Source organism: Micromonospora arida, assembly GCF_003857035.1.
GTDB classification, from domain to species: Bacteria; Actinomycetota; Actinomycetes; order Mycobacteriales; family Micromonosporaceae; genus Micromonospora; species Micromonospora arida.
In genome coordinates this window covers 1-25,356 of sequence record NZ_QGSY01000078.1, presented here as the reverse complement: position 1 = coordinate 25,356, position 25,356 = coordinate 1, and the positions used below count along the sequence as shown (strand labels likewise).

General features: G+C 71.4%; 23 protein-coding genes. 7 read left to right on the top strand and 16 right to left on the bottom strand.

What is annotated here, in order from left to right:
- Nucleotides 1-80 precede the first annotated feature (80 nt).
- Together DLJ58_RS02455 and DLJ58_RS02450 are read left to right on the top strand one after the other, a co-directional pair.
- Complete coding sequence (locus DLJ58_RS02455) at nucleotides 81-863, top strand: 3-hydroxybutyrate dehydrogenase (protein ID WP_124817383.1); 783 nt, start codon at nucleotides 81-83, stop codon at nucleotides 861-863.
- A gap of 14 nt (nucleotides 864-877) precedes the next feature.
- Nucleotides 878-2,797, top strand: a complete 1,920-nt coding sequence (locus tag DLJ58_RS02450; RefSeq protein WP_124853655.1) for a helix-turn-helix domain-containing protein — start codon at nucleotides 878-880, stop codon at nucleotides 2,795-2,797.
- 83 nt (nucleotides 2,798-2,880) lie between these two features.
- On the opposite strand, the gene DLJ58_RS02445 is transcribed toward DLJ58_RS02450, so the two are convergent.
- The 8 genes from DLJ58_RS02445 to DLJ58_RS02410 form a co-directional block, all read right to left on the bottom strand.
- A complete protein-coding gene (locus DLJ58_RS02445; RefSeq protein WP_124853654.1) occupies nucleotides 2,881-3,489 on the bottom strand; it encodes a TetR/AcrR family transcriptional regulator in 609 nt (202 codons plus the stop codon).
- 11 nt (nucleotides 3,490-3,500) lie between these two features.
- Entirely contained in the window at nucleotides 3,501-5,069 is a 1,569-nt protein-coding gene (locus DLJ58_RS02440; RefSeq protein WP_124853660.1) for an MFS transporter, read from the bottom strand.
- Nucleotides 5,070-5,153: 84 nt separating this feature from the next.
- On the bottom strand, nucleotides 5,154-5,825 hold the full coding sequence (locus DLJ58_RS02435; protein ID WP_244218747.1) for a transcriptional regulator: 672 nt from the start codon (nucleotides 5,823-5,825) through the stop codon (nucleotides 5,154-5,156).
- 78 nt (nucleotides 5,826-5,903) lie between these two features.
- A complete protein-coding gene (locus tag DLJ58_RS02430; RefSeq protein ID WP_112583339.1) occupies nucleotides 5,904-6,917 on the bottom strand; it encodes a branched-chain amino acid ABC transporter permease in 1,014 nt (337 codons plus the stop codon).
- Nucleotides 6,914-7,795 (bottom strand): branched-chain amino acid ABC transporter permease, encoded by an 882-nt coding sequence (locus tag DLJ58_RS02425; RefSeq protein WP_112583340.1) that lies wholly within the window; start codon nucleotides 7,793-7,795, stop codon nucleotides 6,914-6,916. The genes DLJ58_RS02430 and DLJ58_RS02425 overlap by 4 nt, the downstream gene beginning before the upstream one ends.
- Nucleotides 7,796-7,850: 55 nt before the next feature.
- Nucleotides 7,851-9,101 (bottom strand): ABC transporter substrate-binding protein, encoded by a 1,251-nt coding sequence (locus tag DLJ58_RS02420; protein WP_386996724.1) that lies wholly within the window; start codon nucleotides 9,099-9,101, stop codon nucleotides 7,851-7,853.
- A 51-nt stretch (nucleotides 9,102-9,152) separates the two neighbouring features.
- Entirely contained in the window at nucleotides 9,153-9,845 is a 693-nt protein-coding gene (locus DLJ58_RS02415; protein ID WP_124853653.1) for an ABC transporter ATP-binding protein, read from the bottom strand.
- Entirely contained in the window at nucleotides 9,832-10,593 is a 762-nt protein-coding gene (locus tag DLJ58_RS02410) for an ABC transporter ATP-binding protein (RefSeq protein WP_124853652.1), read from the bottom strand. Before DLJ58_RS02410 ends, DLJ58_RS02415 begins: the two co-directional genes overlap by 14 nt.
- Nucleotides 10,594-10,816: 223 nt before the next feature.
- Between DLJ58_RS02410 and DLJ58_RS02405 the strand changes: the two genes are divergently transcribed.
- The gene (locus DLJ58_RS02405) at nucleotides 10,817-11,674 is read left to right on the top strand and encodes an SPFH domain-containing protein (protein ID WP_124853651.1); all 858 of its coding nucleotides are present in this window, start codon (nucleotides 10,817-10,819) and stop codon (nucleotides 11,672-11,674) included.
- 124 nt (nucleotides 11,675-11,798) lie between these two features.
- Here the strand turns inward: DLJ58_RS02405 and DLJ58_RS02400 are convergent, their stop codons facing one another.
- Both DLJ58_RS02400 and DLJ58_RS02395 read right to left on the bottom strand, forming a co-directional pair.
- Nucleotides 11,799-13,175 carry a permease prefix domain 1-containing protein gene (locus tag DLJ58_RS02400; RefSeq protein ID WP_124853650.1) on the bottom strand — a complete coding sequence of 459 codons (1,377 nt, stop codon included), beginning with the start codon at nucleotides 13,173-13,175 and terminating at the stop codon, nucleotides 11,799-11,801.
- Nucleotides 13,172-13,537, bottom strand: coding sequence for a PadR family transcriptional regulator (locus DLJ58_RS02395; protein WP_091401794.1), 366 nt, complete (start codon nucleotides 13,535-13,537; stop codon nucleotides 13,172-13,174). The genes DLJ58_RS02400 and DLJ58_RS02395 overlap by 4 nt, the downstream gene beginning before the upstream one ends.
- Before the next feature lie 153 nt (nucleotides 13,538-13,690).
- On the opposite strand from DLJ58_RS02395, the gene DLJ58_RS02390 reads away from it, so the two are divergent.
- Nucleotides 13,691-13,978, top strand: coding sequence for a hypothetical protein (locus DLJ58_RS02390; RefSeq protein ID WP_030488337.1), 288 nt, complete (start codon nucleotides 13,691-13,693; stop codon nucleotides 13,976-13,978).
- Nucleotides 13,979-14,133: 155 nt separating this feature from the next.
- On the opposite strand, the gene DLJ58_RS02385 is transcribed toward DLJ58_RS02390, so the two are convergent.
- The 3 genes from DLJ58_RS02385 to DLJ58_RS02375 form a co-directional block, all read right to left on the bottom strand.
- Nucleotides 14,134-15,309: an alcohol dehydrogenase catalytic domain-containing protein gene (locus DLJ58_RS02385; protein ID WP_244218746.1), complete on the bottom strand. Its 1,176-nt coding sequence runs from the start codon at nucleotides 15,307-15,309 to the stop codon at nucleotides 14,134-14,136.
- The gene (locus DLJ58_RS02380; RefSeq protein WP_124853649.1) at nucleotides 15,306-16,760 is read right to left on the bottom strand and encodes an aldehyde dehydrogenase family protein; all 1,455 of its coding nucleotides are present in this window, start codon (nucleotides 16,758-16,760) and stop codon (nucleotides 15,306-15,308) included. The genes DLJ58_RS02385 and DLJ58_RS02380 overlap by 4 nt, the downstream gene beginning before the upstream one ends.
- A gap of 68 nt (nucleotides 16,761-16,828) precedes the next feature.
- Entirely contained in the window at nucleotides 16,829-17,485 is a 657-nt protein-coding gene (locus DLJ58_RS02375; protein ID WP_124853648.1) for a TetR/AcrR family transcriptional regulator C-terminal domain-containing protein, read from the bottom strand.
- A gap of 195 nt (nucleotides 17,486-17,680) precedes the next feature.
- On the opposite strand from DLJ58_RS02375, the gene DLJ58_RS02370 reads away from it, so the two are divergent.
- Together DLJ58_RS02370 and DLJ58_RS02365 are read left to right on the top strand one after the other, a co-directional pair.
- Entirely contained in the window at nucleotides 17,681-18,853 is a 1,173-nt protein-coding gene (locus tag DLJ58_RS02370) for an acyl-CoA dehydrogenase family protein (RefSeq protein WP_124853647.1), read from the top strand.
- A gap of 96 nt (nucleotides 18,854-18,949) precedes the next feature.
- Nucleotides 18,950-19,471 (top strand): peptidoglycan-binding domain-containing protein, encoded by a 522-nt coding sequence (locus tag DLJ58_RS02365; RefSeq protein ID WP_124853646.1) that lies wholly within the window; start codon nucleotides 18,950-18,952, stop codon nucleotides 19,469-19,471.
- Nucleotides 19,472-19,510: 39 nt separating this feature from the next.
- Here DLJ58_RS02365 and DLJ58_RS02360 read toward each other — a convergent pair whose 3' ends face one another.
- The 3 genes from DLJ58_RS02360 to DLJ58_RS02350 form a co-directional block, all read right to left on the bottom strand.
- The gene (locus DLJ58_RS02360) at nucleotides 19,511-20,548 is read right to left on the bottom strand and encodes an aminotransferase class V-fold PLP-dependent enzyme (protein ID WP_124853645.1); all 1,038 of its coding nucleotides are present in this window, start codon (nucleotides 20,546-20,548) and stop codon (nucleotides 19,511-19,513) included.
- A gap of 276 nt (nucleotides 20,549-20,824) precedes the next feature.
- Nucleotides 20,825-23,014 (bottom strand): FUSC family protein, encoded by a 2,190-nt coding sequence (locus tag DLJ58_RS34830; protein WP_279635826.1) that lies wholly within the window; start codon nucleotides 23,012-23,014, stop codon nucleotides 20,825-20,827.
- 87 nt (nucleotides 23,015-23,101) lie between these two features.
- Complete coding sequence (locus tag DLJ58_RS02350) at nucleotides 23,102-24,514, bottom strand: FAD-dependent oxidoreductase (protein WP_208740801.1); 1,413 nt, start codon at nucleotides 24,512-24,514, stop codon at nucleotides 23,102-23,104.
- A 182-nt stretch (nucleotides 24,515-24,696) separates the two neighbouring features.
- Between DLJ58_RS02350 and DLJ58_RS02345 the strand changes: the two genes are divergently transcribed.
- Nucleotides 24,697-25,356, top strand: a 660-nt coding sequence (locus tag DLJ58_RS02345; RefSeq protein ID WP_124853643.1) for a hypothetical protein, incomplete at its 3' end; no start/stop codon positions are given.

Genomic DNA, 25,356 nt, shown 5'->3' with positions numbered 1-25,356 from the left:
TATAAGAGACAGGCTTTGGTGCGGAGTATGTGTCGCTGGCCCATGTGCCGGGGAGCACACAGCTCGTAACTTCTTGCGCCATGACGGCAGAACCCGTGGTGGTCCCCCACGTCGTACAGGTCGACCTCTCAGGTCGGACCGCCCTGGTCACCGGGGGCGGCGGCGGCATCGGGCGGGCGTGTGCCCTGCGGCTGGGCGCGGCCGGCGCCAAGGTGCTCGTGGTGGACCGCAACCTGGAGGCGGCCAAGGCGGTGGCCGCCGAGGCCGGTGGCCGGGCCGAGGGCGTGGACCTGTCCGACGCCGCGGCGGTGGATTCACTCGACGTGGACGTGGACATCGTGGTGAACAACGCCGGGCTCCAGCACGTCGCGCCGTTGCAGGACTTTCCCGTCGAGCGGTTCGAGTACATCCAGCGGGTGATGGTGGAGGCGCCGTTCCTGCTGATCCGCCGGGCGCTGCCGCACATGTACGCGCGGGGCTGGGGGCGGATCGTCAACATCTCCTCGGTGCACGGGTTGCGCGCCTCGCCGTACAAGGCGGCCTACGTCTCGGCCAAGCACGCCCTGGAGGGGCTGTCGAAGGTGGTCGCGTTGGAGGGCGCCGCGCACGGGGTCACCGCCAACTGCATCAACCCGGCGTACGTGCGTACCGCGCTGGTGGAGAGCCAGATCGCCGACCAGGCGGCCAGTCACGGCATCGACGAGGCCGAGGTGATCGAGAAGATCATGCTGGCCCGGGCCGCGATCAAACGGTTGATCGAGCCGGAGGAGGTGGCCGAGCTGCTGGCGTACCTCTGCTCGCCGCCGGCGGCGTTCATCACCGGGGCGTCGATCGCCCTCGACGGGGGCTGGACGGCCAACTAGTGGGGCTGAGCACAATGTCGACCATGTCGTCGCCGGTGGATTTCCTGGAGCTGCTCGCCCGAGAGGCCGCGGCGGTCGAGTTCGAGGGACCGTTGGTGGCCGCGCGGGCCGCCGGGCTGCCGCCGGACCGGCTGGCCGAGCTGGAACAGGCCAAGTCGGTGGCGTTGCGGGTCCGCGCGCTGCTGGAGCGTCGCCGCCGCCGGGAGAGCGAGCTGTCCGGCCTGTACGACACGGTCAGCGACCTGGCTGGGCTGCGCGATCTGGACGACGTGTTGCGGGCGATCGTGCACCGGGCCCGTCACCTGCTGGGCGCGGACGTGGCGTACATGACGCTCAACGACGACGAACGTGGCGACACCTACATGCGGGTGACCGACGGGTCGGTCTCGGCCCGCTTCCAGCGGCTGCGCCTGCCGATGGGCGCCGGTCTCGGTGGCCTGGTGGCCCAGTCCGGTGCCCCGTACGTCACCGCCAACTACGGCGAGGACGCGCGCTTCCACCACACCGGCGAGATCGACGCCGGGGTGGGCGAGGAGGGTCTGGTGGCGATCCTGGGGGTGCCGCTGCGGCTCGGTTCGACCTCGATCGGGGTGCTCTACGCGGCCAACCGTTCGGCCCGGCCGTTCGTCCGGGAGGAGGTGGCACTGCTGGTGTCGCTGGCCGCGCACGCCGCGGTGGCGATCGACACCGCCCGGCTGCTGACCGAGACCCGTTCGGCGTTGGCCGAGTTGTCGGCGGCGAACACCACCATCCGGGCGCACAGCAGCTCGGTGGAGCGGGCCGCGGCGGCACACGACCGGATGACAGCGCTGGTGCTGCGCGGCGGCGGTGTGGAGGACGTGGCGGCTGCCGTGACCGAGGTGCTGGGTGGCGCGCTGCTGGCACTGGACGCCGAGGGCCGCCTGTTGGCCCGGGTGGGTGAGATCGAGGAGCCGGACCGCGCGGACATCGTCGAGGCGGTGGCCGCGTCCCGGACCGAGGGGCGCAGCGTACGGCGGGGTCCGCTCTGGTACGCGGCGGTGGTGGCCGGCGCGGAGAACCTGGGCGCCCTGGTGCTGCGCCCGGACGACGAGTTGGTCGACGCCGACCAGCGCATCCTGGAGCGGGCCGCGTTGGTGACCGCGCTGCTGCTGCTGTTCCGCCGGACGGTCGCGGAGGCGGAGGGGCGGGTGCGTGGCGAGTTGCTGGACGACCTGATCGCCCGCCCGCTGCGCGACACCGACGCGCTGCGCAGTCGGGCCCGTCGGCTCGGCGTGGACCTGGACGCCCCGCACGTGCTGGTGGCGGTGGGCGACGACGCGATCGCCGCGACCGGCTCGGCTCGGCAGCGGGTGCTCTCCTGGGCCACCACGTACGCCTCGGCGCGCGGTGGACTGGCCGCGGCGCGCGACGGCCGGGTGGTGCTGATGCTGCCGGGGTTGGACGCGGGCGGCAGCGCCCGCGCGGTGGCCCGGGACCTGTCCCGGGTGACCGGTCGACCGGTGACCGCCGGGGCGAGTGGCCCGTCGAACACACCGGCGGCGCTGGCCGGGACGTTCCAGGAGGCGGACCGGTGCCTGACGGCGCTGGGCGCGCTGGGCCGCGCCGGGCAGGGCGCGAGCACCGTGGAGTTGGGCTTCGTCGGGCTGCTGCTGGGCACGGTCGGTGACCGGGGTGAGAAGGACGTGACCGAGTTCCTCAGCGCCACCGTCGGGCCGGTGCTCGACTACGACGCCCGGCGTGGCACGGCTCTGGTGAAGACGCTGGAGGCGTACTTCGGGGTGGGTGGCAGCCTGGCCCGGGCCGCCGAACAGCTGCACGTGCACGTCAACACGGTGACCCAGCGGTTGGAGCGGGTCGGGCAGTTGCTCGGCGTCGACTGGCAGCGGCCCGAGCGGGCGCTGGAGGTGCAGCTCGCGCTGCGTCTGCACCGACTGCGCGCACCGGCCGGCTGACCGACGCGGGCCGGCGGCACGAACGCCGCCGACCGAGCGCCCGGCGTCAGCGGACACTACAGCCGCTGACCCAGCGCCCGGCGTCAGCGGACCTGGATGCCCTCCAGCACGGCGTCGACGACCCGTTCGGGCAGGGACTGCTCGTCCAGGTCCGGGTTCCACTGGAGCACCCGCTGGATCAGCATCGGCCCGGTGAGCAGCGCCATCGTCACCTCGACGTCGATGTCGGCGCGCAGCACGCCCTCGTCGATGCCGCGCCGCAGCACCTCGCGCATCAGCTGCCGCCGGGGCGAGATGATGTTCTGGTAGAGCTGGAACTGGTCGGCGCTGCGGTTCACGGCGGGTGCCAGGCAGGGCATGATCTTGGCCGCTCGTGGGTCGACGTTCTTGCCGATCGCGCCGACCAGCAGCACCAGGTCGTCGCGGACGGAGTGGCCCGCCGGCTGGGCCATCACGCCCTTGAGTCGCCGCAGCGCGTCCAGCAGCAACGCGTCCTTGCCGGCCCAGCGGCGGTAGATGGTGGCCTTGCCGACCCCGGCGCGGGTGGCGATCGCCTCGATCGAGAGCGCTTCGATGGTGCTGCCCTCGGCGAGCAGGTCGAGGGTGGCCTCGATGATCGCCTCGTCGGCGCGGATGCTCCGCGGTCGCCCGGGCGACCGCGGAGCATCGGCAGTGGACGTCATGTCCGCCATTCTCCCCGAACCTATGCCGTGCCGGCCAGTTCAGGCTCGGCGACCGGCGCCGCCGGGGCGACGCTCATGTCCTCCTTGCCCGGCATCCAGCGCAGCACCACGATGATCCCGAGTGCGGCGATCACCGCGGAGAGCCCGGCCGCCCAGTGCATGGCGGTGACGAAGGCCTCGTTGGCCGCCGAGATCAGCCCTGGCGCCGCCGGACCGAGCTGGCCCGCCGCCGCGTAGGCACCGGAGATCGACTCGTTGGCCGCGTCCTGGGCCTGCGTGGGCAGACCGGTCAGCGCGTCACCGATGTCGCTGCGGTAGACCGCGGAGAGCACCGAGCCGAGGACGGCGACGCCGAGCGCACCGGCCACCTGGCGGATGGTGTTGCTGACCGCGGAGCCCACCCCGGCCTTCTCCCGGGGCAGCGCAGACATGATCGACTCCGTGGCCGGCGGCATGATGTTGGCCATCCCGGCGCCCTGGATGAGGAAGACCAGCAGCACGATCCAGATCGGGGTGGAGGCGCCGATGAAGACGAAGGCAGCGAGGGACACCACTGTCAGCACCAACCCGACGGCGGCGACGGCCTTACCACCGTAGCGGCGGACCATCGCGGCGCTGCGCGGCGCGAAGACCAGCTGGGCGCCGGCGAAGGGCAGGAAGAGCAGACCGGTCTGCAACGGGCTGTAGTCGCGCACGAGTTGCAGGTAGAACGAGCCGAAGAACATCGAGCCCATCGCGGCGAAGAACACCAGGCCGACGATGGCGACCGGCGCGGCGAACCGGGGCACCTTGAACAGTCGGACGTCCAGCGACGGGTGGTCGCTGCGCCGCTCGTGCTGGACGAACCAGGCCAGCACCGCGACGCCGACCAGGATCGAGCCCCAGGCCACCGGGCGGCCGAAGCCGTGCTCGCCGCCGTCGATGATGCCGTAGGAGAGGGCGACCAGGCCGACCACGGAGAGCAGCACGCCGAGCACGTCGATCCGGCCGGGCCGCGGGTCACGCGACTCGGGGACCAGCAGCGCCACCAGAATCACGCCGGCAACGACCACCGGCACGTTGATCAGGAAGACCGAGCCCCACCAGAAGTGCTCCAGCAGCGCGCCGCCGAGGATCGGGCCGATCGCCACGGCGAGACCGACCGCACCGGCCCAGACCCCGATGGCCCGACCACGCTCGCGCGGGTCGAAGACGTTCGAGATGATCGACAGAGTCACCGGCATGATGGCCGCGCCGCCGACCCCCATCAGGGCGCGGGCCGCGATGAGCTGTCCGGGGCTCTGGGCGTACGCGGAGAGCAGCGACGCCAGGCCGAACAGCACCAGTCCGATCATCAGGAAGCGCTTGCGGCCGGCGCGGTCGCCGAGCACCCCGAAGGTGAACAGCAGCCCGGCGAAGACGAGCGTGTAGGAGTTGATGGACCACTCCAGCTCGCCCTGGCTGGCGCCGAGACCGTGCACCGGGTCGGCCAGGGTGCGCAGGGCGACGTTGAGGATCGTGTTGTCGAGGACGACCACGAGGAGGCTGATCACCAGCACCCCCAGGATCGCCCACCGCCTCGGGTGTCCGGTGTTGTTGTGCAGCTCCATGCCTGGCTTTCCCCCCACGCTGATCACCCGCGACGAAATACGATACGGGTCAGACTCGTAACGCGAGTCAGCCTACGACGTGTATTAACGATACGGCACCGATCCGTATCGTATGTGGTGGGCATCACGCCCGGGCGCGCCCGCCAGGCAGGCGTCGACGGCCTCCGTCAACGTGCCGAGACGGACCGCCGGACCGCCGAGCGGCTCGATCCAGCCCGGTCCCGCGCCGTACACCCGAAGGAGCGGGAAGTCCCGGGCGAAGCGCACCAGGCGGTACGCGCGGCCGGTGAGCGGCGTCTGCGACCAGAGCACGACGGTGCGCGGGCGGGCCCGGTACACCGCCCTGGTGAGCGCGGGCCAGGGCAGCGCGGGGCCGAGGTTCAGACAGCCGCGGCCCTGCTCTCGCAGCGCGGCGGCGAGCGCCAGCAGACCCAGGCTGTGCGCCTCCTTCTCGGCGCCGGCCAGCAGCACCCCGCCGGTGCGCAGTGACCGACCCGGCTCCCGGCGGTAGACGTCCAACCCGACCCGGACACCCTCGCAGAGGGCGTGCTCGACGACGACCTCGACGGCGGTACGCCCCGACAGCCGGGCCAGCAACGGACGACAGACCTGCTCCCAGAGCGCCGGCACGCCCCAGGCCTCGGCCAACTCCAGCACCAGCGTCGCGACGGCGTTGGCGTCCAGGTCCTCGGCAGCCAGCGACACCTGCTTGTGCGCGATCTCCACGGCCTCCGCCGGCATCGGATCGGTCAGCACCAGACGTACCCCCGGGTAGACGTTCTCTACCCGGGGGTTCGCTCGGCGGGCACCTGGTGGATGCGCCGTCGCGGAATTTCAGCGGCGGCGGGCCGCCAGCCGGTGGGCCAGCGCGGCGACGCTGCCCCAGATGCCGCGCCGGAACAGCACGACGACCAGGACGAAGATGCCGCCGGTGACCAGACCGATCGCCTCGAACCCGGAGAACGACAACCAGTCCTCCAGCCGGACCACGAGGGCGGCGCCGAGCACCCCACCCCAGAGGGTGCCGATCCCGCCGAGCACCACCACGATGACCGCCTTGCCGGAGGTGGTCCAGTGCAGCACGTCCAGCGAGACGAACCGGTGGCCGACCGCGAACAACCCGCCACCGAGGCCGGCGATGAACCCGGAGAGCACGAACGCGGTGAGCTTGTAGCGGTGCACCGGGTAGCCCAGCGCCCTCGCCCGCGCCGGGTTGTCCCGGATGCCGACCAGCACCCGACCGAACGGTGAGTGCACGATCCGCCAGGCGGCGGCGAGCCCGAGCAGCACGATCGGCAGGATCGCGTAGTAGAAGAAGTAGTCGTCCGTGAGGTCGACGCCGAACAGCTCGCGGGGCACCCCCTGGAGGCCGTTCTCGCCCTGCGTCACCGAGCGCCACTCGTTGGCGACGTAGTAGACCATCTGCGCGAAGGCCAGGGTCACCATGGCGAAGTAGATGCCGGTCCGCTTGACCGCCAGGTACCCGATCGGCACGGCGAGGACGGCCGCGGCGAGGGCCCCGGCCAGCACCGCGAGGGGAAACGGCAGGCCGGCGTGGATGGCCACCAGCCCGGTGACGTACGCGGAGGTGCCCCAGAACGCGGCGTGGCCGAAGGACATCAGCCCGGTGAAGCCGAGCAGCAGGTCCACCGCCACGGCGAAGAGCGCCCAGCAGAGGATGTCCACCGCGACCGCCGGGTAGAGGCCGTTGGGCAGCCACGCCGCGACGGCCAGGCCGACGGCGAGCAGCGCGTACCGGACCCAGCCGGGGGCCCGGGCCACGGCGATCAGCCCGGACGGTGGCGTCGAACGGGACGCGTCGGTAGGAGTGTCCACGGTGTTGGTCATGCGGGGGCCTCCTCCCGACCGAACAGGCCGGCCGGGCGCCAGAGCAGCACGCCGGCCATCACGACGAAGACGATCGTCTGCGAGACGAGCGGGAAGTTGGAGAGGTACGCCTCACCCCACGCCTGCACGAGTCCGATGCCGAAGCCGGCGGCGACCGACCCGAAGATCGAGCCCAGCCCGCCGATCACCACCACCGCGAACACCACGATGATCAGGTCGGCGCCCATCAGCGGGTTGACCGCGCGCATCGGCGCGGCCAGCACACCGGCGAGGCCGGCCAGCCCGATGCCGAAGCCGAAGACCGGAGTCACCCACCGTCCGACGTCGATGCCGAACGCACGGGTCAGGTCCGGCCGCTCGGTGGCCGCACGGACCACCATGCCGATCCGGGTCCGGGTCAGCACCCACCACACCGCGACGCAGAGCAGCACCGCGAAGCCGAGGATGAACACCCGGTACGTCGGGAAGTCGAACAGCCCGAAGTCGACCGACCCGCTCAACAGCGACGGCGTCTCGTACGGGCTGGACTGCACGCCGTAGCGCAGTTTCACCAGGTCCTGAAGGATCAGCGTCAGACCGAAGGTGAGCAGGAAGTTGTAGAGCGGGTCCAGTTTGGTCAGCCGGTGGATCACCGCGCGTTCCAGCGCCATGCCGAGCAGACCCAACCCCACCGGCATGATCACCAGGGCGGCCCAGAACGGCACGCCCGCCTCGCTGAGCAGCACGTACGCCCCGAACGCGCCGAGCATGTAGAACGCGCCGTGGGCGAAGTTGACGACTCGCAGCATGCCGAAGATGACCGCGAGCCCGAGGGCGAGCAGGGCGTAGAACGCCCCACTCACCAGCCCGTTGAACGTGTTCTGCGCGAATCCGCTCACAGCGTCACTTCCGTTCGTGACTGCGGGGCTCGCAAAACCGGCTCACTCCTCGCACTCACAGCTTGCAGTCCGCCGAGGGCGCGCGGAACGCCTCCGCGGCGGGGATCGTCTTGAGCACCTTCACGTAGTCCCACGGCTCGGTGACCTCGGACTGCGGCTTCACCTGGGCCAGGTACGCGTCGTGCACCACCCGGTGGTCCTCGGCGCGGATCTTCCCGTTGCGCAGGAAGACGTCCTCGACCGTCTTGCCCTCCAGGCCCTTGACCACGGCGTCCGCGTCGTCGGTGCCGGCGGCCTGCACCGCCTCCAGGTACTGCAACGCCGCGGAGTAGTTGGCGGCGTGCGCGAAGGTCGGCCGGGTGCCGGCCTTCTGCTGGAAGCGGTCGGCGAACTCCCGGTTCTTCGCGTCGAAGTTCCAGTACCAGGCGTCGGTGTACGTGGTGCCGGCCAGCGCGGCCGGGGTGAGCGAGTGGATGTCGGTGAGGAACATCAGCCCCACCGCCAGGCCGACGCCCTTGTCCCGCAGCTTGAACTCGTTGTACTGCTTCACCACGTTGACCAGCTCCGCGCCGGCCTGCATGGTGCCCAGCACGTCCGGCTTCGGGTTCAGGTTCGGCGCCTTGAGCAGGAAGGTGGAGAAGTCACCGCTGGTGTTCGGGAACGGCGCCCCGTCCTTGCCGACGACAGTGCCGCCAGCCGCCGTGATCGCGGTGGAGAAGCTCTTCTCCATGTCCTGACCGAAGGCGTAGTTCGGGTAGAGGATGTACCAGTTCTTGCCGATCTGCTCGGTGGTGGTCTTTCCGGTGCCGTTGGCCAGCATGTACGTGTCGTACGCGTAGTGGAAGGTGTACTTGTTGCAGCTCTTGCCGGTCAGGTCGGTGGTCGCCGCCCCGATGTTGAAATAGAGCTTTTTCTTCTCCTTCGCCACGTCGGCGACCTTCAGCGCGGCCGACGAGGTGGGCACGTCCAGGATCAGGTCGACGCCCTTGCGGTCGTACATCTCCTGTGCCTTGGAGTTGGCCACGTCCGGCTTGTTCTGGTGGTCCGCGGTCTCCACGGTGATGTCCTTGGTCACCGCCTTGTCGCCGTACTTCGCGGTGAAGTCGGCGATGGCCATCTCCACCGCCGCCACCGAGTTCTTTCCGGACAACTCCGAGTACGCCCCGGACTGGTCGTTGAGCACGCCCAGCACGATCTTGTCGCCGGTCAGCTTCTGATCGCCACTCGACTGTGGGCCACCGCCACCGCACCCGGCGGCCAGCACCACCACAGCCGACGCCGCGGCCACACCCATCGTCCTGCGCATGCCCACTCCATCCATTCCGCGCGGCGTCGCGCGGGTCGTCGTTGAGAAAATTCAGATCCCGAGGTACGCGAGCAGTTCGCGTTCGCGCGAACGCACCTCGGAGTTGTCCATCGCCTCGGCGACCCGGCCCTCGGCCAGCAGGTAGTGCCGGTCGGCGACACCGGTGGCGAAGTGCAGGTTCTGTTCGACCAGCAGCACGGTCACCCCGTGCCGTTTGGCCTCGCGCAGCAGGTCGCCGACCTGCTGCACCAGCAGTGGCGACAGCCCTTCGGTGGGCTCGTCGCAGAGCAGCAGCCGGGCGCCCATCCGCAGCACCCGGGCCAGCGCGAGCATCTGCTGCTCGCCGCCGGAGAGCATGGTGGCCGCCGAGTCCCGTCGGGTGTACAGGGCCGGGAACGCCTCGTACACCCGCTCCAGCGACCACGGGTCGGGGCCGACAGTGGGTGGCAGCGTGAGGTTCTCGGTGACGGTCAACGTGGCGTAGCTGCCCCGGTCGTCGGGCACCCAGCCCAGCCCCAGGCGGGCCCGCTTGTGCGCCGGCAACCTGGTGATGTCCCGCCCGTCCAGCTCCACCGCGCCGCGCTGACCGGGGTGCAGCCCCATCACGCAGCGCAGCAGAGTGGACTTGCCGGCACCGTTGCGGCCGACCAGGGTGACCACCTCACCGGCGCAGACCTCGAGGCTGACGTCGCGCAGCACCTGCGCCTCGCCGTAGAAGGCGGACAGGTTCTCAATGCGCAGCATCGGCGGCTCCCAGGTAGGCGGTGATCACGCGCTCGTCGGCACGGACCTGCTCGTACGGGCCCTCGACGAGGACCTTGCCGGCCTGGAGCACGGTGACGGTGTCGGCGAGACGGCCGACCACGCTCATGTTGTGCTCGACCATCACCACGGTCCGGCCCTGCCGGACCCGACCGATCAGCTCGACGGTGCGGTCGACGTCCTCCAGGCCCATCCCCGCAGTCGGCTCGTCGAGCAGCAGCACCTTCGGGTCCAGCGCCAGGGCGATGGCCAGCTCCAGGGCTCGTTTCCGGCCGTACGCCAAGGACGCCGAGGGGGCGTGCGCCAGCTCGGCCAGTCCCACCATGGCCAGCAGTTCGTCGGCCCGTTCGGTGTAGCGGCCCATCAGCTTCGCCGACCGCCAGAACCGCCAGCCCAGCCCGCTGGACGACTGCAACGCCAGCGCGACGTGTTCGCGCGCGGACAGTTGGGGAAAGAGACTGGTGATCTGGAACGAACGGGCCACACCGAGCCGTGCCACCTGCTCGGGGGGCATCCCGGTGACGTCCCGCCCGGCCAGCTCGATCCGGCCGCCACTGGGGCGCAGGAAGCCGGTGAGCAGGTTGAACAGGGTGGTCTTGCCCGCGCCGTTCGGGCCGACCAGCGCGTGCACGCTGTCCGACGCCACGTCGAGGTCGACGTCGTCGACCGCCCGGAAGCCCCGGAAGTCGCGGGTCAGCCCACGGGCCGACAGGAGCGCTTGCCCGGCCATCGCCTCATCCTCCGCACATCGCGGCGACGGTCGTTTCGGTGACCGCGGTCACAGGCCCGTCGCGTGGACGAAACCTACGGCGGGCCGCCGGAGTCGAACCATGTCGATGGGCTCCATATTCGACCCGCAGTTGACGTGCCTTAACTCCACTCCTCCGCGCCGTCGACTTGACCGGACCCCCTAGGTTGATGATCCACACAACCCACCGGAAGGTCCCCACCCCATGCCCGTCGGCTTCACCATGGCGATCGTCTTCGCCGTCGCCCTGGCGGTCAGCGCCGTCGTCGCTCTCGTCGCTCCCGCACGGTCTCTCAAGCGGATGGCCGCCCTCGCGGCGCTCGGCTTTCTCGCAATCACGCTGGTCGTCGGTATCGCCTCCAGCGCCCACTCGGTGCCCATCCGCTCGGTCGGCATCGTCACCAGCTTCGGCAAGCCCACCGGCGAGGTGACCGGCTCGGGCCTGAAGTGGGTGGCGCCCTGGCAGAAGGTCGGCGAGTGGGACGCGGGCCGGCAGAAGTACGACCACATCGGCGGCAACAACTGCGTACGCGTGCGCACCGGCACCCTCGCCGACGCCTGCGTCGAGGTGCTCGTCGAATGGCAGGTCAAGCCGGAGAACGCGCCGAAGCAGTTCATGGACTACAAGGGCGACTTCGGCAGCTTCCGGGGTCAGCGGGTGGGTGTGCAGCTCGACAGCGCGGTCAACGACGCCTTCGCCGCGTACAACCCGCTGGAGAAGATCGACGCCCAGACCGGCGACCTCAACGTCGACCTGAAGCCGTTCTCGGCGAACATCAAGACCAGCGCGGAGAGCCGCCTCGCCACCGACGTGGACATCCTCTCGGTGACCATCACCCGGGTGAACCACGACGACAAGACCGAGGGCAACATCAAGGCGTTCCAGGACAAGCTGGCGCAGACCCGCAACCTGGAGCAGGACCGCAAGAACGCCGAGATCTCCAAGCAGATCACCGAGACCAACGCGAAGGTCGACAAGGTGACCCGTTGTCTGGAGATCGCGGAGAAGAACGGCGCGAACCCGGGGCTCTGCATCAACCCGGGCATCGTCACCGGAAAGTGACCCGCAGCCCCAGGGCGATCACCCATCGGTCACCTTCGTCGGGGCGGATGCGGCATCAAGCGGTATACCTCAGAGGCATATTTTCGCCTCTGAGGTATACCGCTCTCCGTGAGGAATTGCCCGCCTAGGCGAAGCTGAACAGCGGCGGGAAGACGAGGACGACGATCCAGGCCCACGCCGCGTACACCGGCAGGTAGCCAGTCTGCCACCGTTCGAGCGCCGCGAACGGCGTGCGCCGACGGATGAAGGACAGCAGCAGCCACGCCGACCACGCGAGGTTGACCAGCAGGATCACGTTCTCGCCGAGCGCGGCCGCCCGGTTCGGCGTACCGCCGTACTCGTCGGTGATTCGCCCGGTGATCTCCAGCAGCACCAGCACGTCGATGGCCAACGCACTGACCACCAGCGCGAGTTGGAGTTTGTCGAACGGGCCGGGCGGGGCCAGCGGGTCACGGGCCGAGAGTGAGTAGAGCAGCAACCCCAGCACCACGACCAGCAGGAGGTCGAAGAGGAGCAGTGCCTCCCGCTCGACGTCGATGCCGTGGCTGGTCCAGACGACAGCGACGAGGAAGGCGAGCAGGGCGGCCGTGAAGAGCGGGGTGAACAGCCGGGTGAGGACCGGCGCGATGTTCTCGACGACACTCTGCTTGGCCTCGACGAGCCATCCGGCCACCACGACCGCGGCCGCGGCGCCACCGGGCAGCAGCCACTGCGAGACGAACGCCTCCGGGACGATCCCGATGGCCGCGAAGGTGTTGAACAGGAACGCGGAGAGCACGCCGCCACCCAGGGCCATCAGCACCAGGTAGATGAACCACTCGCCGGTGAACCGGATGAAGTCCATGCGTCGACGGGAGGAGCGCCAGTCGTCGGCGACATAGGCCAGGCCGACCACCAGCCACAGGGCGATGGGCAGGTGGACGCTGGTGACGACCACGGACTGCGAATCGTCCGCCAGGGGGTAGGCGTTGGCTGCCACGGCGCCGAGGACGAAGAGCACCGCCAGTGCCGCGATCACCGTCCGTCGGGCTCCCCGGCGCCAGGCCAGGTACGCCGCCAGCCAGGGCAGCGCGAACAGCGTGAAGTTCCGCGCGTAGAACGAGCCGTCGTCGGCGAAGCTCAGCCCGAACAGCGCCGGCACCTTGACGGACACCACCGCACCCGCCGCACAGCCGAGCATGACCCACAGGTCCCGGACCGAGCGCGTGCCGCCGACCGGGCTGCCGGAGTCGCCGGTCAGCACCAACTGCTTCCATAACCGTTCGGAGTGTTCCCGGGCGAACTCGCGGGAGAGGTCGTCGAGGCTGCCCATTCGTTTCACCGCCACCAGGAACGCCTCGTCCGGGCTCAGGCCGGCGGCGACGAGCTCGTCGACGGAGCCGCGAAGGTGGTCTTCCAGTTCGTCGGCGTCCACCGCTTGCAGCTCCCGGCGGCGCAGCACGTACTGGCGCCACTGCTCGAACTGCGCTTCCAATCCCTGCGGCCCGTCGTGCGCGGTCATGCCAGGCCCTCCAACGGGTGAACCGTCAGCGGCGCGCGGTCGTGCCAGATCTCCTTGAGCGCGCCCACCACGGTGTCCCACTGGCGGCGCTGCTCGGCCAGCTCGGCCAGACCCCGGTCGGTGATGCGGTAGTACTTACGCTTCCGCTCGCCGGCGACCGCCTGCCAGCTCGACTCCAGGTGACCGAGGCGCTCGAGCCGGTGCAGCAACGGGTAGAGCAGCCCTTCGGTCCAGTCCAGCTCACCCCCGGACAGCTCGTTGATTCGCCTGAGGATGGCGTAGCCGTAGCTCTCACCCTCAGCCAGGATGCCGAGCACCATCGGCGTCGCCGAGGCGGCGACCAGATCCTTGGCGACCTTCATGAGACCCCCCGCTTCCAAACCTAGAGGTACGATGCATAGTACTGCTAGGTATAGGTCCGGGCGCAACGACCCGCGACGAAAGGGTCGACCGAATCGCCGTTTCGGGCAGCTGTGGTGCCGCGAACGGCATGGTCCGGGTTAGCCTTGGCGCATATGGCTACCTTTCGCAGCGCCTCAGTGCTCCTTTCCTCAGACGGCACCAGGACCCCCGGCACCGCCGCGCTCTTCGCCGAGCCGGCCCGTAGGGGCGGGATTCCGCCCTGGGCAGGCGACTTCCGACCCGCCAACAGCGCCGGCAACGGCCCCAAGAACGCGGTCGGTAAGACCTTCACCCTGGAGCTGCCCGACGGCAGCACCGGCAAGGTCGTCGTCCAGGGCCTCAAGAGCGGCAAGGGCGGCGTCGTGCTGGCGCTGATGGGCGAGGACGCCCCACCCTTCTGACCAGTCGCCCGGCTCTCGTCGCCCGGGTGCCCAGGGTTGGCCCTTCCCGGGTCGACCCAGGGCACCTGGCCAACCACGCCAGTCGCCCCGACAAATAGCTGGGATGTCGATGGTCGCGTCGCGACGACGTACTGAGCTGCCGGCTGTGACCAGCGTCAGTCCAGGGTGACCACCCAGCGAGCGCCCTCACCCCGGGCCAGTCGGTCGAACGCCGCAGGCGCCTCGTCCAACGGAACCGTCCCGCTGACCAGCACACCCAGATCCAGTGCACTGTCGGCGAGTTCGGCAGCCAGCACCGGCACCTCCCGGTCCGGATCGGACGAGCCGTACACCGAGGAGCGCAGCGTGCGCGCGGAGTGGAAAATGTCCAGCGCGCCCAGGCTGACCATGTCGTCCTTCGCGCCCATGCCGACCACTGTCACCGCTCCCCCGCGCCGGGTAAGCCGCCAGGCGGCGCGGATGGTGGCGGCCCGACCGACGCACTCGAAGGCGTGGTCGACGCCCCGGCTCTCGGTGCGCGCCCGTACCTCCTTGGAGAGCCGGTCGTCGGAGAGCAGGAAGTCGGTCGCCCCGGCGGCCAGCGCCAGGTCCCGTTTCGCCTCGGCGACGTCGATGGCCAGGATCGTCGTGGCACCGGCCCGGCGGGCCGCGCTGAGTACGGCGAGCCCGACCCCACCGAGCCCCACGACCGCCACCGACTCGCCGGGTGCCACCCGGGCGGTGTTCCGGACCGCACCGACGCCGGTGAGCACCGCACAGCCGAGCAGTGCGGCCTGCTCGGGCGGCAGCCCGGCGGGGATCGGGATGACGGCACGCTCGGGTACCACCACCGCCTCGGCGAGCGCGCCGAGGCCGAGGGTCAGGTGCAGCGGGACGCCGTCGTCGGTCTCGCCGCGGGGCACGGTCGGGGCCGTGGTGGCGGCGCAGAGCCAGGGCTCGCCGTGCCGACACCACCAGCAGGCCCGGCAGGCCGGTGCCCAGTTGAGCACCACCGGTGTGCCGACGGTCAGTTGACTGCCCGGCCCGACCTCGGCCACCACACCGGTCGCCTCGTGCCCCAGCGCCAGCGGGAACCTCGCGGCGAGGGTGCCGTTGACCATGGACAGGTCGGAGTGGCAGACACCGGCCGCCCTGATCGTCACCCGCACCTCGCCGGGGCCGGGCGCGGGCAGGCGTACCCGCTCGACCCGCAGCTCGGCGCCGGACCCGCGCGCGACCAGCGCGCGAACAATGACCGGCGCGGGTGCCGGCTCGGTGCCGCCGCCCGGCGCGGCCGGGGACAGTTCGGTGCGGCCCGCGGAGGCGGTCGGGGACAGCTCGGGGTCGGTCATCGCTGGATCGCCTTCATCTCGCAGAACTCGGCCAGCCCGTGCACGCCCAACTCCCGGCCCAGACCGGACTGCTTGTAGCCGCCGAACGGGGCGAGCGGGTTGAACGGCGCACCGTTGATGTCGACCGCGCCGGTGCGCAGCCGCCGGGCCACGGCGAGCGCCGCGTCGGTGTCGGCGGACCAGACCGCGCCGGCCAGCCCGTACTTCGAGTTGTTGGCGATGGCGACCGCCTCGTCGGTGTCGGCGAACGGGATGACGGCGAGCACCGGGCCGAAGACCTCCTCCTGGGCGAGCGCGCTGTCGGGGTGCACGTCGGCGAAGACGGTCGGGGCGACGAAGTGCCCCCGGCTCGGCACCGGGGCGTCGGGCCCGCCGGTTACCAGCCGGGCGCCGTCGGCGAGGGCCCGATCGATGTGGCCACGCACGCGCTCGGCCTGGGCGGCGGACACCAGCGGGCCGAGCCGGGTCGCCGGGTCGAACGGGTCGCCGAGTCGGTAGCCGGCCACCGCCGTGGCGATCAGGTGGAGGGCTTCGTCGTACCGGTCGCGGTGCACCACCATCCGGGTCCAGGCGGTACAGGTCTGCCCGGAGTTGAGCAGGGCGTTGCCGACGCCCACCTTGACGGCGGTGGCCAGGTCGGCCTCGGGGAGGATCACGTTGGCGGACTTGCCGCCCAGCTCCAGCGCGACCCGGGCGATCCGGTCGGCGGCGAGCCGCATGATTCGCGCGCCGGTGGCGGTGGAACCGGTGAAGGAGACCATGTCGACGTCGGGGTGCCCGGCGAGCGCCTCACCGACCACCGGCCCGGTGCCGGGGACCAGGTTGAGCACGCCCGGCGGCAGGCCGGCTTCGGTGACCGCGTCGAAGAGCAGGTACGCGGTCAACGGGGTCAGCTCGCTGGGTTTGAGCACCACCGTGCAGCCGGCGGCCAGGGCGGGTGCGAGCTTCGCCATCACCTGGTGCAGTGGGTAGTTCCACGGGGTGATCGCGCCGACCACGCCGATCGGCTCGCGGACGACGAGAGAGTTGCCGACGCTCTCCTCGACCGGCGCGCGGGCGGCGAGCGCGACGTGGTCGCGCAGCACGGTCAGTGGGAGCCCGACCTGCACCCGGGTGGCGAGCTTGAGCGGCGCGCCCAGCTCCACGGCGATGGTGCGGGCGAGGTCGTCGGCGCGGGCGGTGAGCGCCGCGTGCAGCCGGTCGAGGTGGGCGGAGCGCTCGGCGGGGGTGGCGGCCGACCAGCCGGGAAACGCGGCCCGGGCCGCGGCCACGGCGCGATCCACGTCGGTCGGGGTGCCGGCCGGCACCTGCCCGATCAGCTCTCCGGTGCTCGGGTTCTCCACGTCGATGAGACCGGCGTCGGCGGGAGGCGTCCACTCCCCTCCGACGTGCAGGTGGGGCCGGAGGCGCAGGGAGTCGGGCAACAGCGACGGCGGGGCGGCGAGGTCCATGTCGTCCCTTCGAGGGTGGGCGATGGGGGTCGCGACGGGCGATGAAACTAGCGCTGGGAGTTTGGACGCTACCCGTTGGGCCGGGCGGACTCCACCGTCTCGACGGTGCGGGTGTACTCGGCCGCCAGACCGTGCAGCAGGGCGTCCAGGCCCAGGGCGAAGGCGCCCTCGTCCACGCTCTGCTGGTGTTCGGCGAGCCGGTGGGCCTGGCGAAGGTGCGGGTAGTGCGCCGCGTACAGCTCCGGGTCCTCGACGAAACCGCGGGCGAACGAGCCGAGCGCCGACCCGGCCACGAAGTAACGCAGCGCCGCGCCGATGTGGGTGGCGCGGGCCGGCGGCCACCCGGCCCGGACCAGCCCGCCGTAGACCGCGTCGGCCATGGCGAGGGCGGCCGGTCGACGACCCGGCCCCTGCGCCAGGTACGGCACGATGTTCGGGTGGGCGGTGAGCGCCCGCCGGTACGACCACGCCCAGTCTCGCAGCGCGGTGAGCCAGTCCCGGCTGGCGAAGCCGCTGGTGTCGACGGCAACGGTGACCGTGTCGGCGACCGCGTCGAGGATCTCGTCCTTGGTGGCGAAGTGGTTGTAGAGCGACGGGCCCTGTACGCCGAGCGCGGCGGCGAGTCGGCGGGTGGAGAGCGCGCCGAGCCCGTCGGCGTCGATCAGCGCGAGCGCCGTCTCGACGATCCGGTCGCGGGTGAGCAGAGGCCGTCGAGGTCGGGGCACGTCAGAACTCCTCGGTCTGCGGTGTCCCTCCCCGTGGGAACCACCTGTTCACGCACCCTATCGGGACCGCCTGCGGGCAGGCGTCACCATGTCGGCCGGAGAAGGGGTCTGGACGAATGAAAACTTACACCGCTAGTTTATGAGGGACCGCTACGGCCCGTGGCGGCGCACCACCACGCCGACCGAGGGGGAACCGTGGACTTCGCACTGTCCGACGAGGAACGCGCCGTCCGGGACACCGTGCGCGCGTTCATCACCCGCGAGGTGATGCCCCTGGAAGCGGAGGTGCTCCGCCGGGAGCGGGCGCACCAGCCGGGCCTCGACCACTCCGAGGTGCGCGAACTGCAGCTCAAGGCACGCAAGTTCGGCTTCTGGGGCCTGGCCACCCCGGAGGAGTACGGCGGGATGAACCTGCCAGCCGTACTCCAGTCGTTGATCTGGACCGAGCTGGGCCGCACGTTCGTGCCGTTCCGCTTCGGCGGCGAGGCGGACAACATCCTGTTCCACGCCACCGAGGAGCAGAAGCGGGAGTTCCTCATCCCGACCATCGAGGGCGAGCGACGCTCCTGCTTCGCCATCACCGAACCGGGCGCCGGATCCGACGCGGCCAACATCCGGCTGTCCGCCCGCCGCGACGGCGACGACTGGATCCTCGACGGCGAGAAGACCTTCATCACCGGCGGTCACGACGCCGACTTCGCCATCGTGGTCGCGGTGACCGACCGGGAGAAGGGCGCCCGCAAGGGCGGCGCCACCGCCTTCCTCGTGGACCGGTCGATGGGCTGGCGCTCGGAGTTCATCCAGACGATGGGCGAGGGCGGGCCCGCGTCACTCATCTTCGACGGCGTACGCGTGCCGCACCGCAACATCCTCGGTGAGATCGGGCAGGGCTTCACGCTCGGCATGGAGTGGATCGGCAAGGGGCGCTACACCATCCCGTCGCACGCCATCGGCATCGCCGAGCGGGTGTTGCAGATGGCCATCGACTACGCCAACACCCGGGAGACCTTCGGCACGACGATCGGCACCAACCAGGCCATCCAGTGGATGATCGCCGACTCCGAGACGGAGCTGGAGGCGGCCCGCTGGCTGGTGCTGCGCTCGGCGTGGACGGTCGACGCGGGCCTCGACCCCCGGCACGCCTCGTCGATGGGCAAGCTCTACGGCGCCGGCATGGTCAACCGGGTGGTCGACCGGGTGCTCCAGATCCACGGCGGCATGGGCTACACCCGAGAGCTGCCGATCGAACGCTGGTACCGGCAGGTCCGGCTCTACCGGATCTTCGAGGGCACCGACGAGATGCAGCGGCTGATCATCTCCCGGGACCTGCTGCGCGGGTACACGAAGATCGGTGGTCACCTGGCCTGAGCCCAAGTGTCCGTCTCCTGACTGACGTGCAACAGAGCGGCGTGGCCAGACGTGTATTCGCGTACCACCCGCCCAATCAGTCAGAGGGGGATACGCATGTTCCTACGAATCAGAGCAGCCACGATGGCGATGGCCGTCGCCACCGCCGGCGCTGTCGTCATCGCGGCCGCGCCCGCGTCCGCGAGCGTCAGCCAGGGGTACGTCGCGGGCTCCGGCACCTGGACCGACGACTGGAACGACGAGGGCCCCATCTCCGCGTCGACCCGGTCGTACAACAACGTCGTCGCCATGTGGCAGAAGATCCTGGTTGCCGACGGCTACCTTGCCGCCTCCGGCGTCGACTGCAGGTTCGGTGCGGTCACGACGGCCGCCACCAAGCGGTGGCAGAGCGACCGGGGCCTGGTGAGCGACGGCGTTGTCGGCCCCAGGACCCTCGCGAGGGCAGCAACCCGCCTCAGCACGTACGAAGGCGACAACTGGTTCTACTACGACGGGCTCGGCAGCAACTTCATCTACTTCGGCCGCCTCCCGGACGGCAGGTGGGACATGAGCCTCGGGCCCGATCTGGAGTGGAAGCCTCTCGCGTACACGAGTGCGACCTTCAGCATCTGCTCCTGACCGACCGGCCGGCCGTGCCCCGCAACGGGCGCGGCCGGCCTATCCGGTCAACGCGGTCAACGCGGCGTCCACGTCGGCCTCGGTGGAGTAGATGTGGAACGAGGCCCGGACGCGTCCGGCGCGCACCGCCGCCCGGATGCCGGCCGCCGCGAGGCGCTGCTCCGCGTCCGGCACGTCCACGCTGACGATGGCGCTCTGCCCCGGTGCCCGGCCCAGCCCGGTCAGGAACCGGTTGGCCAGCGCCACGTTGTGCGCTCCGATCGCCGCCACGCCGATCTCGGCGACCACCTCCAGGGCGGGCGCCGCACCGACCCAGCTGAACCAGGCCGGTGAGATGTCGAACCTGCGGGCGTCGTCGGCCAGCCGCAGCGGCGGGCCGTAGTAGGAGGCGTGCGGGTCACGGCCCGCGTACCAGCCGGCCGCGTCGGGGCGCAGCCGCTCGCGCAACCCGGGGGCCAGATAGGCGTACCCCGTCCCGCGCGGATTCATCAGCCACTTGTAGCCGCCCACCGCCACCGCGTCGGCCCGGCTGCCGTCGAACGGCAGCCAGCCGCACGCCTGGGTCGCGTCCACCGCCACCAGCGCGTCGTGGGCGCGGGCCGCGGCCACGATCTCGTCGTACGCGGCGACCGCCCCGTCGGCCGACTGCACCAGGCTGAACGCCACCAGGTCGGTATCGGCGTCGATGGCGTCGACCAGAGACTCCAGCGGCACCGTGCGGACCTTGACGCCACGCTCCTCCTGAACCAGCCAGGGGAAGAGATTCGAGGTGAACTCGACCTCGGGGACCACCACCGTGGCACCGGCCGGCAGCGCCGCCGCGACCGGCGCGAGGAGCTGGGACACCGCCGCGCCGACTGCCACGTCACCGACCGGCACCCCGATGAGGTCGGCGAAGGTGACGCGAGCCCGGTGCGTCGACTCGCCCCAGCCCTCCCACGACGTACGACCAACCCGCCAGACGGCGAGAGCCTCCTGCAACGCCGCCCACGCCGGCTCCGGCGGCAACCCGTAACTGGCGGTGTTCAACCAGCCAGGCTCCGGCTGCCACAGCTTCTGCGCCTGCTCGATCTCCATGCCGTCGACGCTAGGCCGAGCGACGCGCGACGGGCACGACCAATCGGCGATCGGCGGCCTGTCGGATCCGGACGAAGCCTCGGTGCGGCGGTCTCGACGAAGGCGGTGAACTCCGCCTGCTGGGCGGTCTGCTCACGCCGTCGAGCCGCGAGCTGGTCGGTGATCTCGTTGTCGAGAAAGACGGCAGCGTCGGTCGCGGTCTCGTCAGCGGGGGCCTGGCACGCCATGACTGGTTGGGGCACCGGATCGGTCACATCGACACCGGCGGCACCGGTGTCATGGCTGCCGGCGGCGCCCGATCGACTCGTCGGCAGCGGGCAGGGGGATCCGGGCGAGACCGTCGGCGAGGCTGGCGAGCCACCGGTCGACCTCCACCAGGTGCCGGACCGACTGATGGTCGGCCTCGCCGAGGAGCGGACGGATCCGGTCCAACTGGTCGACGCAACTGGTCGAGACCGGCGCCCGGTCCGACGTCCGGCCGTGGGCGACCTCGTCGGCGAGGGCGTCGTACGCCGATCGCATTCGCGCGGCGGAGTCCCGCAGCAACGCCGCCGCCCCGGGCCAGCCGGCGAGGCAGCCGGGCGGGTTGCGGCGCAGCAGCGACTCCGCGCCGGGCACGACGTGGTGCCCGGCGCTCAGCACGGCGTCCCAGTTCACCTGTTGACGGTGCGGATCGTGCCGCTCCGAGTGGTACTGGCAGTACGACGAGTCGATCAGGACCATCCGGCGACGGACCCGGCTGAGGGCACCCGCGGGTGGCGGAGCATCGCCGAGCATCGACTGGACCGTCCGTTCGACCGCGTCCGCGCTGGCGGCCAGGTACCGGGTGGCGTTGTGCCGCAGGTCGTGGCCCGCGCCGCGCGGCCAGATCGCCACCCCGGCGAGCACGCCGATCACCGCGCCGAGCAGCACGTCGACGAGGCGGGCCTCGGCGAGCCGCCACCCTTCCGGGCTGAGCTGAGCGAAGACGACGGTCAGCAGCAGTGTGAACAGCGCCTGCTGCCACACCGGACCGAGCAGGCGGCCGACGCCGAAGGCCAGCAGCAGGGTGACCGGCAGGGCGACGGCGTACACGATCGGATCGTCGACGACAACCATCACCGCGCCGCTGACGACCGCACCGATGATCGTGCCCAGCACGGCCGGCCGCAGGGCGGTGCGGGTGTCGGCGGCCGAGGTGCGCAGGACGGTGAGGGTGGCCAGCAGCACCCAGAAGCCGTGGGTCAGCTGCAACACTCCGGCGGCCACCCGGGCGATGGCGAGCGCCACGGCCAGCCGCAGCGAGCTGTGCAGGTGGGCCGAGCGCGGCGCCAGGTGGGCGCGGAACTGCCACCAGTACAGCGTCCACGGGCTGCGCCTGGCGTACGCGAACAGCGCCGAGGAGGCGTCGTCGTCGCCGAGCCGCGCCCCGGTAGCCACCCGGGAACCGACGACGAAGACCCGCACCTGGTCCGCGAGGGCCAGCGCGGTCGCGTCCCGGCACAACCGGGGTACGTCCGGCGCGTCGCGGACCTGGCCGTCCCCCACCGGGTACGCCGCCTCGGCTCGTCCGACCGCCACATCCAGGTCGGCCGGGGCCACCGCCGGGGCACCCGGCGACAGGCTCCGGCCGACCGCGCGGGTGGTGTCCGCGCACGAGCGCAGCAGACGCGCCGCCGCCAGGTCCGGTATCGGCTCCGGCGGAGCGTCCGCCGCCAACCGGTCCGCCTCGCCGAGCACCTCCCGTAACGCGGCCGCGCAGATCCGCAACGCCCGATCCTGAGCGCCCGCCGCGGTGGGCGCCCACGCCGGAGGGCTGCGGTTCAGCTCGATCGCCGCCACCACGTCGTGCGCCCGCTCGCGCCGCCTGTCCGGGTCACCCGCAGCGGCGTGCGGGTCGGTCAACTTCTCGGCAGCGGCGTCGAGGAAGGCGGCGACGCCGTCCGCCGCCTCGGCGAGGCGCTGCCGGTAGGAGACCGGAACCGGGTCGGGCCAGAGAAACACCTCGGCCGCGGCGAGCAGCACGACGGCGAGGGTCACCCCACCGAGTCGCTCCGGCAGGGTGCCCGGCTGGTACGGCGGGAACGACGCCAGGATGTAGAAGAGCTGGAACGCGCTCGCCAAACCCACCAGGCGCGGGTTGCCGACCCCGGCGAACGCCACCACGAACCCGACGACCAGCATGCCACCGGCGGCCGCCCAGGTGCTCCACGCCAACAGCGAGCCCGCCGCGATCAGCGCCCACACCACCGGCAGCGACAGCACGAGGATCCGCGCCCGTTGCGGCGCCGGACCAGGGAGCTGCGCGAACGACCCGGCGGCGATCGTGCCGAACAACCCGTACGTGGCGAGCGTCGAGCTGCCCGCGCCGTACCGGCAGCCGTAGAAGACGACGGACGCGACGAGCGTCAGCCGGGCCGCGCGTCGCAGGATGGCGTCACCCGGGTCACGGCGGCGAAGCCGGCCAAGGAGGCTCGTTCCGAGCACGACCGTTCCCCCGGTTCGTCGCAGCATCCCTCCCCGGCCCACCATTCTTCACCGCCCCTCGCGACCGGCGGCGGGTTTGGCGACGAATCACCGCCGGGAGCCGCCGAGCAGGCCGAGCCGGAGGGCCCGGAACAGGGTGCCGGGGCGACTCAGGGCGGCCGGGTGGTCGAGCATGGTGGTGACCCGACCCAGCCGGGCGTTGAGCACCGGGTCGGTCAGCGACGCACGGAAGAGCAGGTCCCCGAACCACTTGGTGACCTTGTAGCCGGGCGGGTACGGCCCGTCGACGTGCGGCAACTCGATGTCGGCGGTGGTGGAGATCTGCCAGGCGGCGTCGACCACCACACGGACCTGGTCGAAGTACGCGCGCGCGGGCTCGTCGTGCGGCTTCGGACCGGAGCGCAGGTACTTCGACAGACAGGAGGCGTGCAGTGTCGCGGAGGTCATGCCCTGGCCGTACACCGGGTTGAAGGACGCGACCGCATCCCCGGCGGCGACCAACCCGGCGGGCAGACGGTCGAGCTTGTGGAAGTCGCGGCGTCGGCTGTCCGCCTGGTGGTAGGTGACCACCCCGCCGAGCATCTCCCCGTGTTCGGCGATGTCACCGAACATCTGTGGGTAGTGCTCCCGGCAACGGGCCGTGAAGTCGGCGACGTCGCGGCTGGGCCGGTCCCCGTCGTAACCGGCCACCAGCATGATCCAGCGGTCCCCCTCAACCGAGTTGATCCCACCGATCCGGGCGGTACGTCCCTTGCCCGCCATGGTGTGGAAGACCGCCACCCAGGCGTCGCTGACCGACTCGTCGCGCTTGAAGAGCGCCGTGGCGTAGTTAAGCTTGATCGGCATGCGGTGCAGCGGCGGGCGCGGCCATCCGTGCTCGGCCAGCCAGTCGCTCAACCGGCTGGACCGCCCCATCGCGTCGACCACCAGGTCCGCCGCTTCGACGGTGGGCTCGGTGCCACCCTCGGGCACGTACCGGGCGCCGTTGACCCGCCGCTCGTCGAAGAGCAGACCCTCCGCCCGGCCGTACACCATGCGGATGTTGTCGATGGCGAGGGTGCGTCGGCGGACCAGCGCCTCCAGGAACGGACGCGTGGTGATCAGCGCCGGCCCGGTGCCGGTCGCCGCAGGCGGCAGACCCAACATGCCGTTCACGAAGACCTTCGCCGTGCCCGGGTCGCGCGGTGGCGGCGGGGCGCCGAGCGCGAGCGCCTCGTCGGCGATGCCGGGAAACCAGCGCTCCAACTGGACCTGACCGGCGGGCAGCAGCGCGTGCACCTGACTGCCCTGGGGCACACCCGGCCGTGGACCGGCGTCGACATCGGACGGATCCCGTTCGATGATCAGCACTTCCTCGGCGTGGTCGCTCAACACCCTTGCCGCCAGCAACCCGGCCATGCTGCCACCGAGCACCACCGCCCGTCGCATGACCACTCTGGTCTCGGCGGGTGGTTCGGCCGTCGCTATCTCGGCGAAGAGCCGGGACGGAGAGGGGGGCATGCGATCACTCCTCGAACGGTCGGGATACCTCGGCATTCACGACCGTAACCATCGCGGCGCCAGCCGTCAGCGCCGAGTTGGCCCGCCACTTCGAGTTGGCGCGCCGGATGCGGCGGTCAGATGGGCGGCGAGCCCTGCCGGCCAGGACCGCGCCGGGTCCGGCGACCAGCTATGAATGTCTGATGAGTGCCCATGCCGGTGCGACCCGGCCCCCACGTGCCCCGGCCCTTCCGGACCCCGGGCCGGGCAGCCGAACCAGGCTGGTCGCCTGGTGGGGCTTCCTGAGCCTGGTGGTGGCCCTGGCCGCCTGCACGCCCGCGGGTGACTCCCGCCAGCACGCCACCCCGCCAGCCACCGGTGCGGCGCCGTCGACGGACGCCAGTGGTGGTGGGCCGCCCTGCACGACATCGGTCGACACGCTGCCAGCACTGCCGGCGGGCTACCGGCTGGTGGGCGAAGACGTGGCGGTGCCCACCGCCCCCGTGATGTCTGCGGAAGATTCCGGGGAGGCCGATCCGGCGGCGCGGCTGTTCGCCAAATGGGGGCTCGTCGTCCGCGCCGGCACGGTCGTCGACCTGCGGGTGGCACCGGGCTGGCAGGACAAGGCCCGGCTCGGCTGGGGCGGCACCGGCACGCCCGCGGCGACCGTCACGGTGCACGCCTGCGCGCCGGAGGGTGGGCAGGCTCAGTGGATGGCCTTCGTCGGCGGCACCTGGGTCGCGCAGGCCGCCTGCGTACCTCTCATCGTGACGTCGAACGGCCAGACCGACCGCGTCAACCTCGGCATCGGCGTCCCCTGCAACAAGACCACCGCACCCAGCCCTCCGCGCCCACCCCACCCC

Coding starts and splice junctions, on each gene's coding strand:
- DLJ58_RS02405 (WP_124853651.1), top strand. CDS start 10,817: ATGCCCGTCGGCTTCACCATGGCGATCGTCTTCGCCGTCGCCCTGGCG.
- DLJ58_RS02450 (WP_124853655.1), top strand. CDS start 878: ATGTCGACCATGTCGTCGCCGGTGGATTTCCTGGAGCTGCTCGCCCGA.
- DLJ58_RS02380 (WP_124853649.1), bottom strand. CDS start 16,760: ATGGACCTCGCCGCCCCGCCGTCGCTGTTGCCCGACTCCCTGCGCCTC.
- DLJ58_RS02360 (WP_124853645.1), bottom strand. CDS start 20,548: ATGGAGATCGAGCAGGCGCAGAAGCTGTGGCAGCCGGAGCCTGGCTGG.
- DLJ58_RS02420 (WP_386996724.1), bottom strand. CDS start 9,101: ATGCGCAGGACGATGGGTGTGGCCGCGGCGTCGGCTGTGGTGGTGCTG.
- DLJ58_RS02455 (WP_124817383.1), top strand. CDS start 81: ATGACGGCAGAACCCGTGGTGGTCCCCCACGTCGTACAGGTCGACCTC.
- DLJ58_RS02385 (WP_244218746.1), bottom strand. CDS start 15,309: ATGACCGACCCCGAGCTGTCCCCGACCGCCTCCGCGGGCCGCACCGAA.
- DLJ58_RS02350 (WP_208740801.1), bottom strand. CDS start 24,514: ATGCCCCCCTCTCCGTCCCGGCTCTTCGCCGAGATAGCGACGGCCGAA.
- DLJ58_RS02365 (WP_124853646.1), top strand. CDS start 18,950: ATGTTCCTACGAATCAGAGCAGCCACGATGGCGATGGCCGTCGCCACC.
- DLJ58_RS02430 (WP_112583339.1), bottom strand. CDS start 6,917: ATGACCAACACCGTGGACACTCCTACCGACGCGTCCCGTTCGACGCCA.
- DLJ58_RS02415 (WP_124853653.1), bottom strand. CDS start 9,845: ATGCTGCGCATTGAGAACCTGTCCGCCTTCTACGGCGAGGCGCAGGTG.
- DLJ58_RS02395 (WP_091401794.1), bottom strand. CDS start 13,537: ATGAAGGTCGCCAAGGATCTGGTCGCCGCCTCGGCGACGCCGATGGTG.
- DLJ58_RS02440 (WP_124853660.1), bottom strand. CDS start 5,069: ATGGAGCTGCACAACAACACCGGACACCCGAGGCGGTGGGCGATCCTG.
- DLJ58_RS02400 (WP_124853650.1), bottom strand. CDS start 13,175: ATGACCGCGCACGACGGGCCGCAGGGATTGGAAGCGCAGTTCGAGCAG.
- DLJ58_RS02390 (WP_030488337.1), top strand. CDS start 13,691: ATGGCTACCTTTCGCAGCGCCTCAGTGCTCCTTTCCTCAGACGGCACC.
- DLJ58_RS02410 (WP_124853652.1), bottom strand. CDS start 10,593: ATGGCCGGGCAAGCGCTCCTGTCGGCCCGTGGGCTGACCCGCGACTTC.
- DLJ58_RS02445 (WP_124853654.1), bottom strand. CDS start 3,489: ATGGCGGACATGACGTCCACTGCCGATGCTCCGCGGTCGCCCGGGCGA.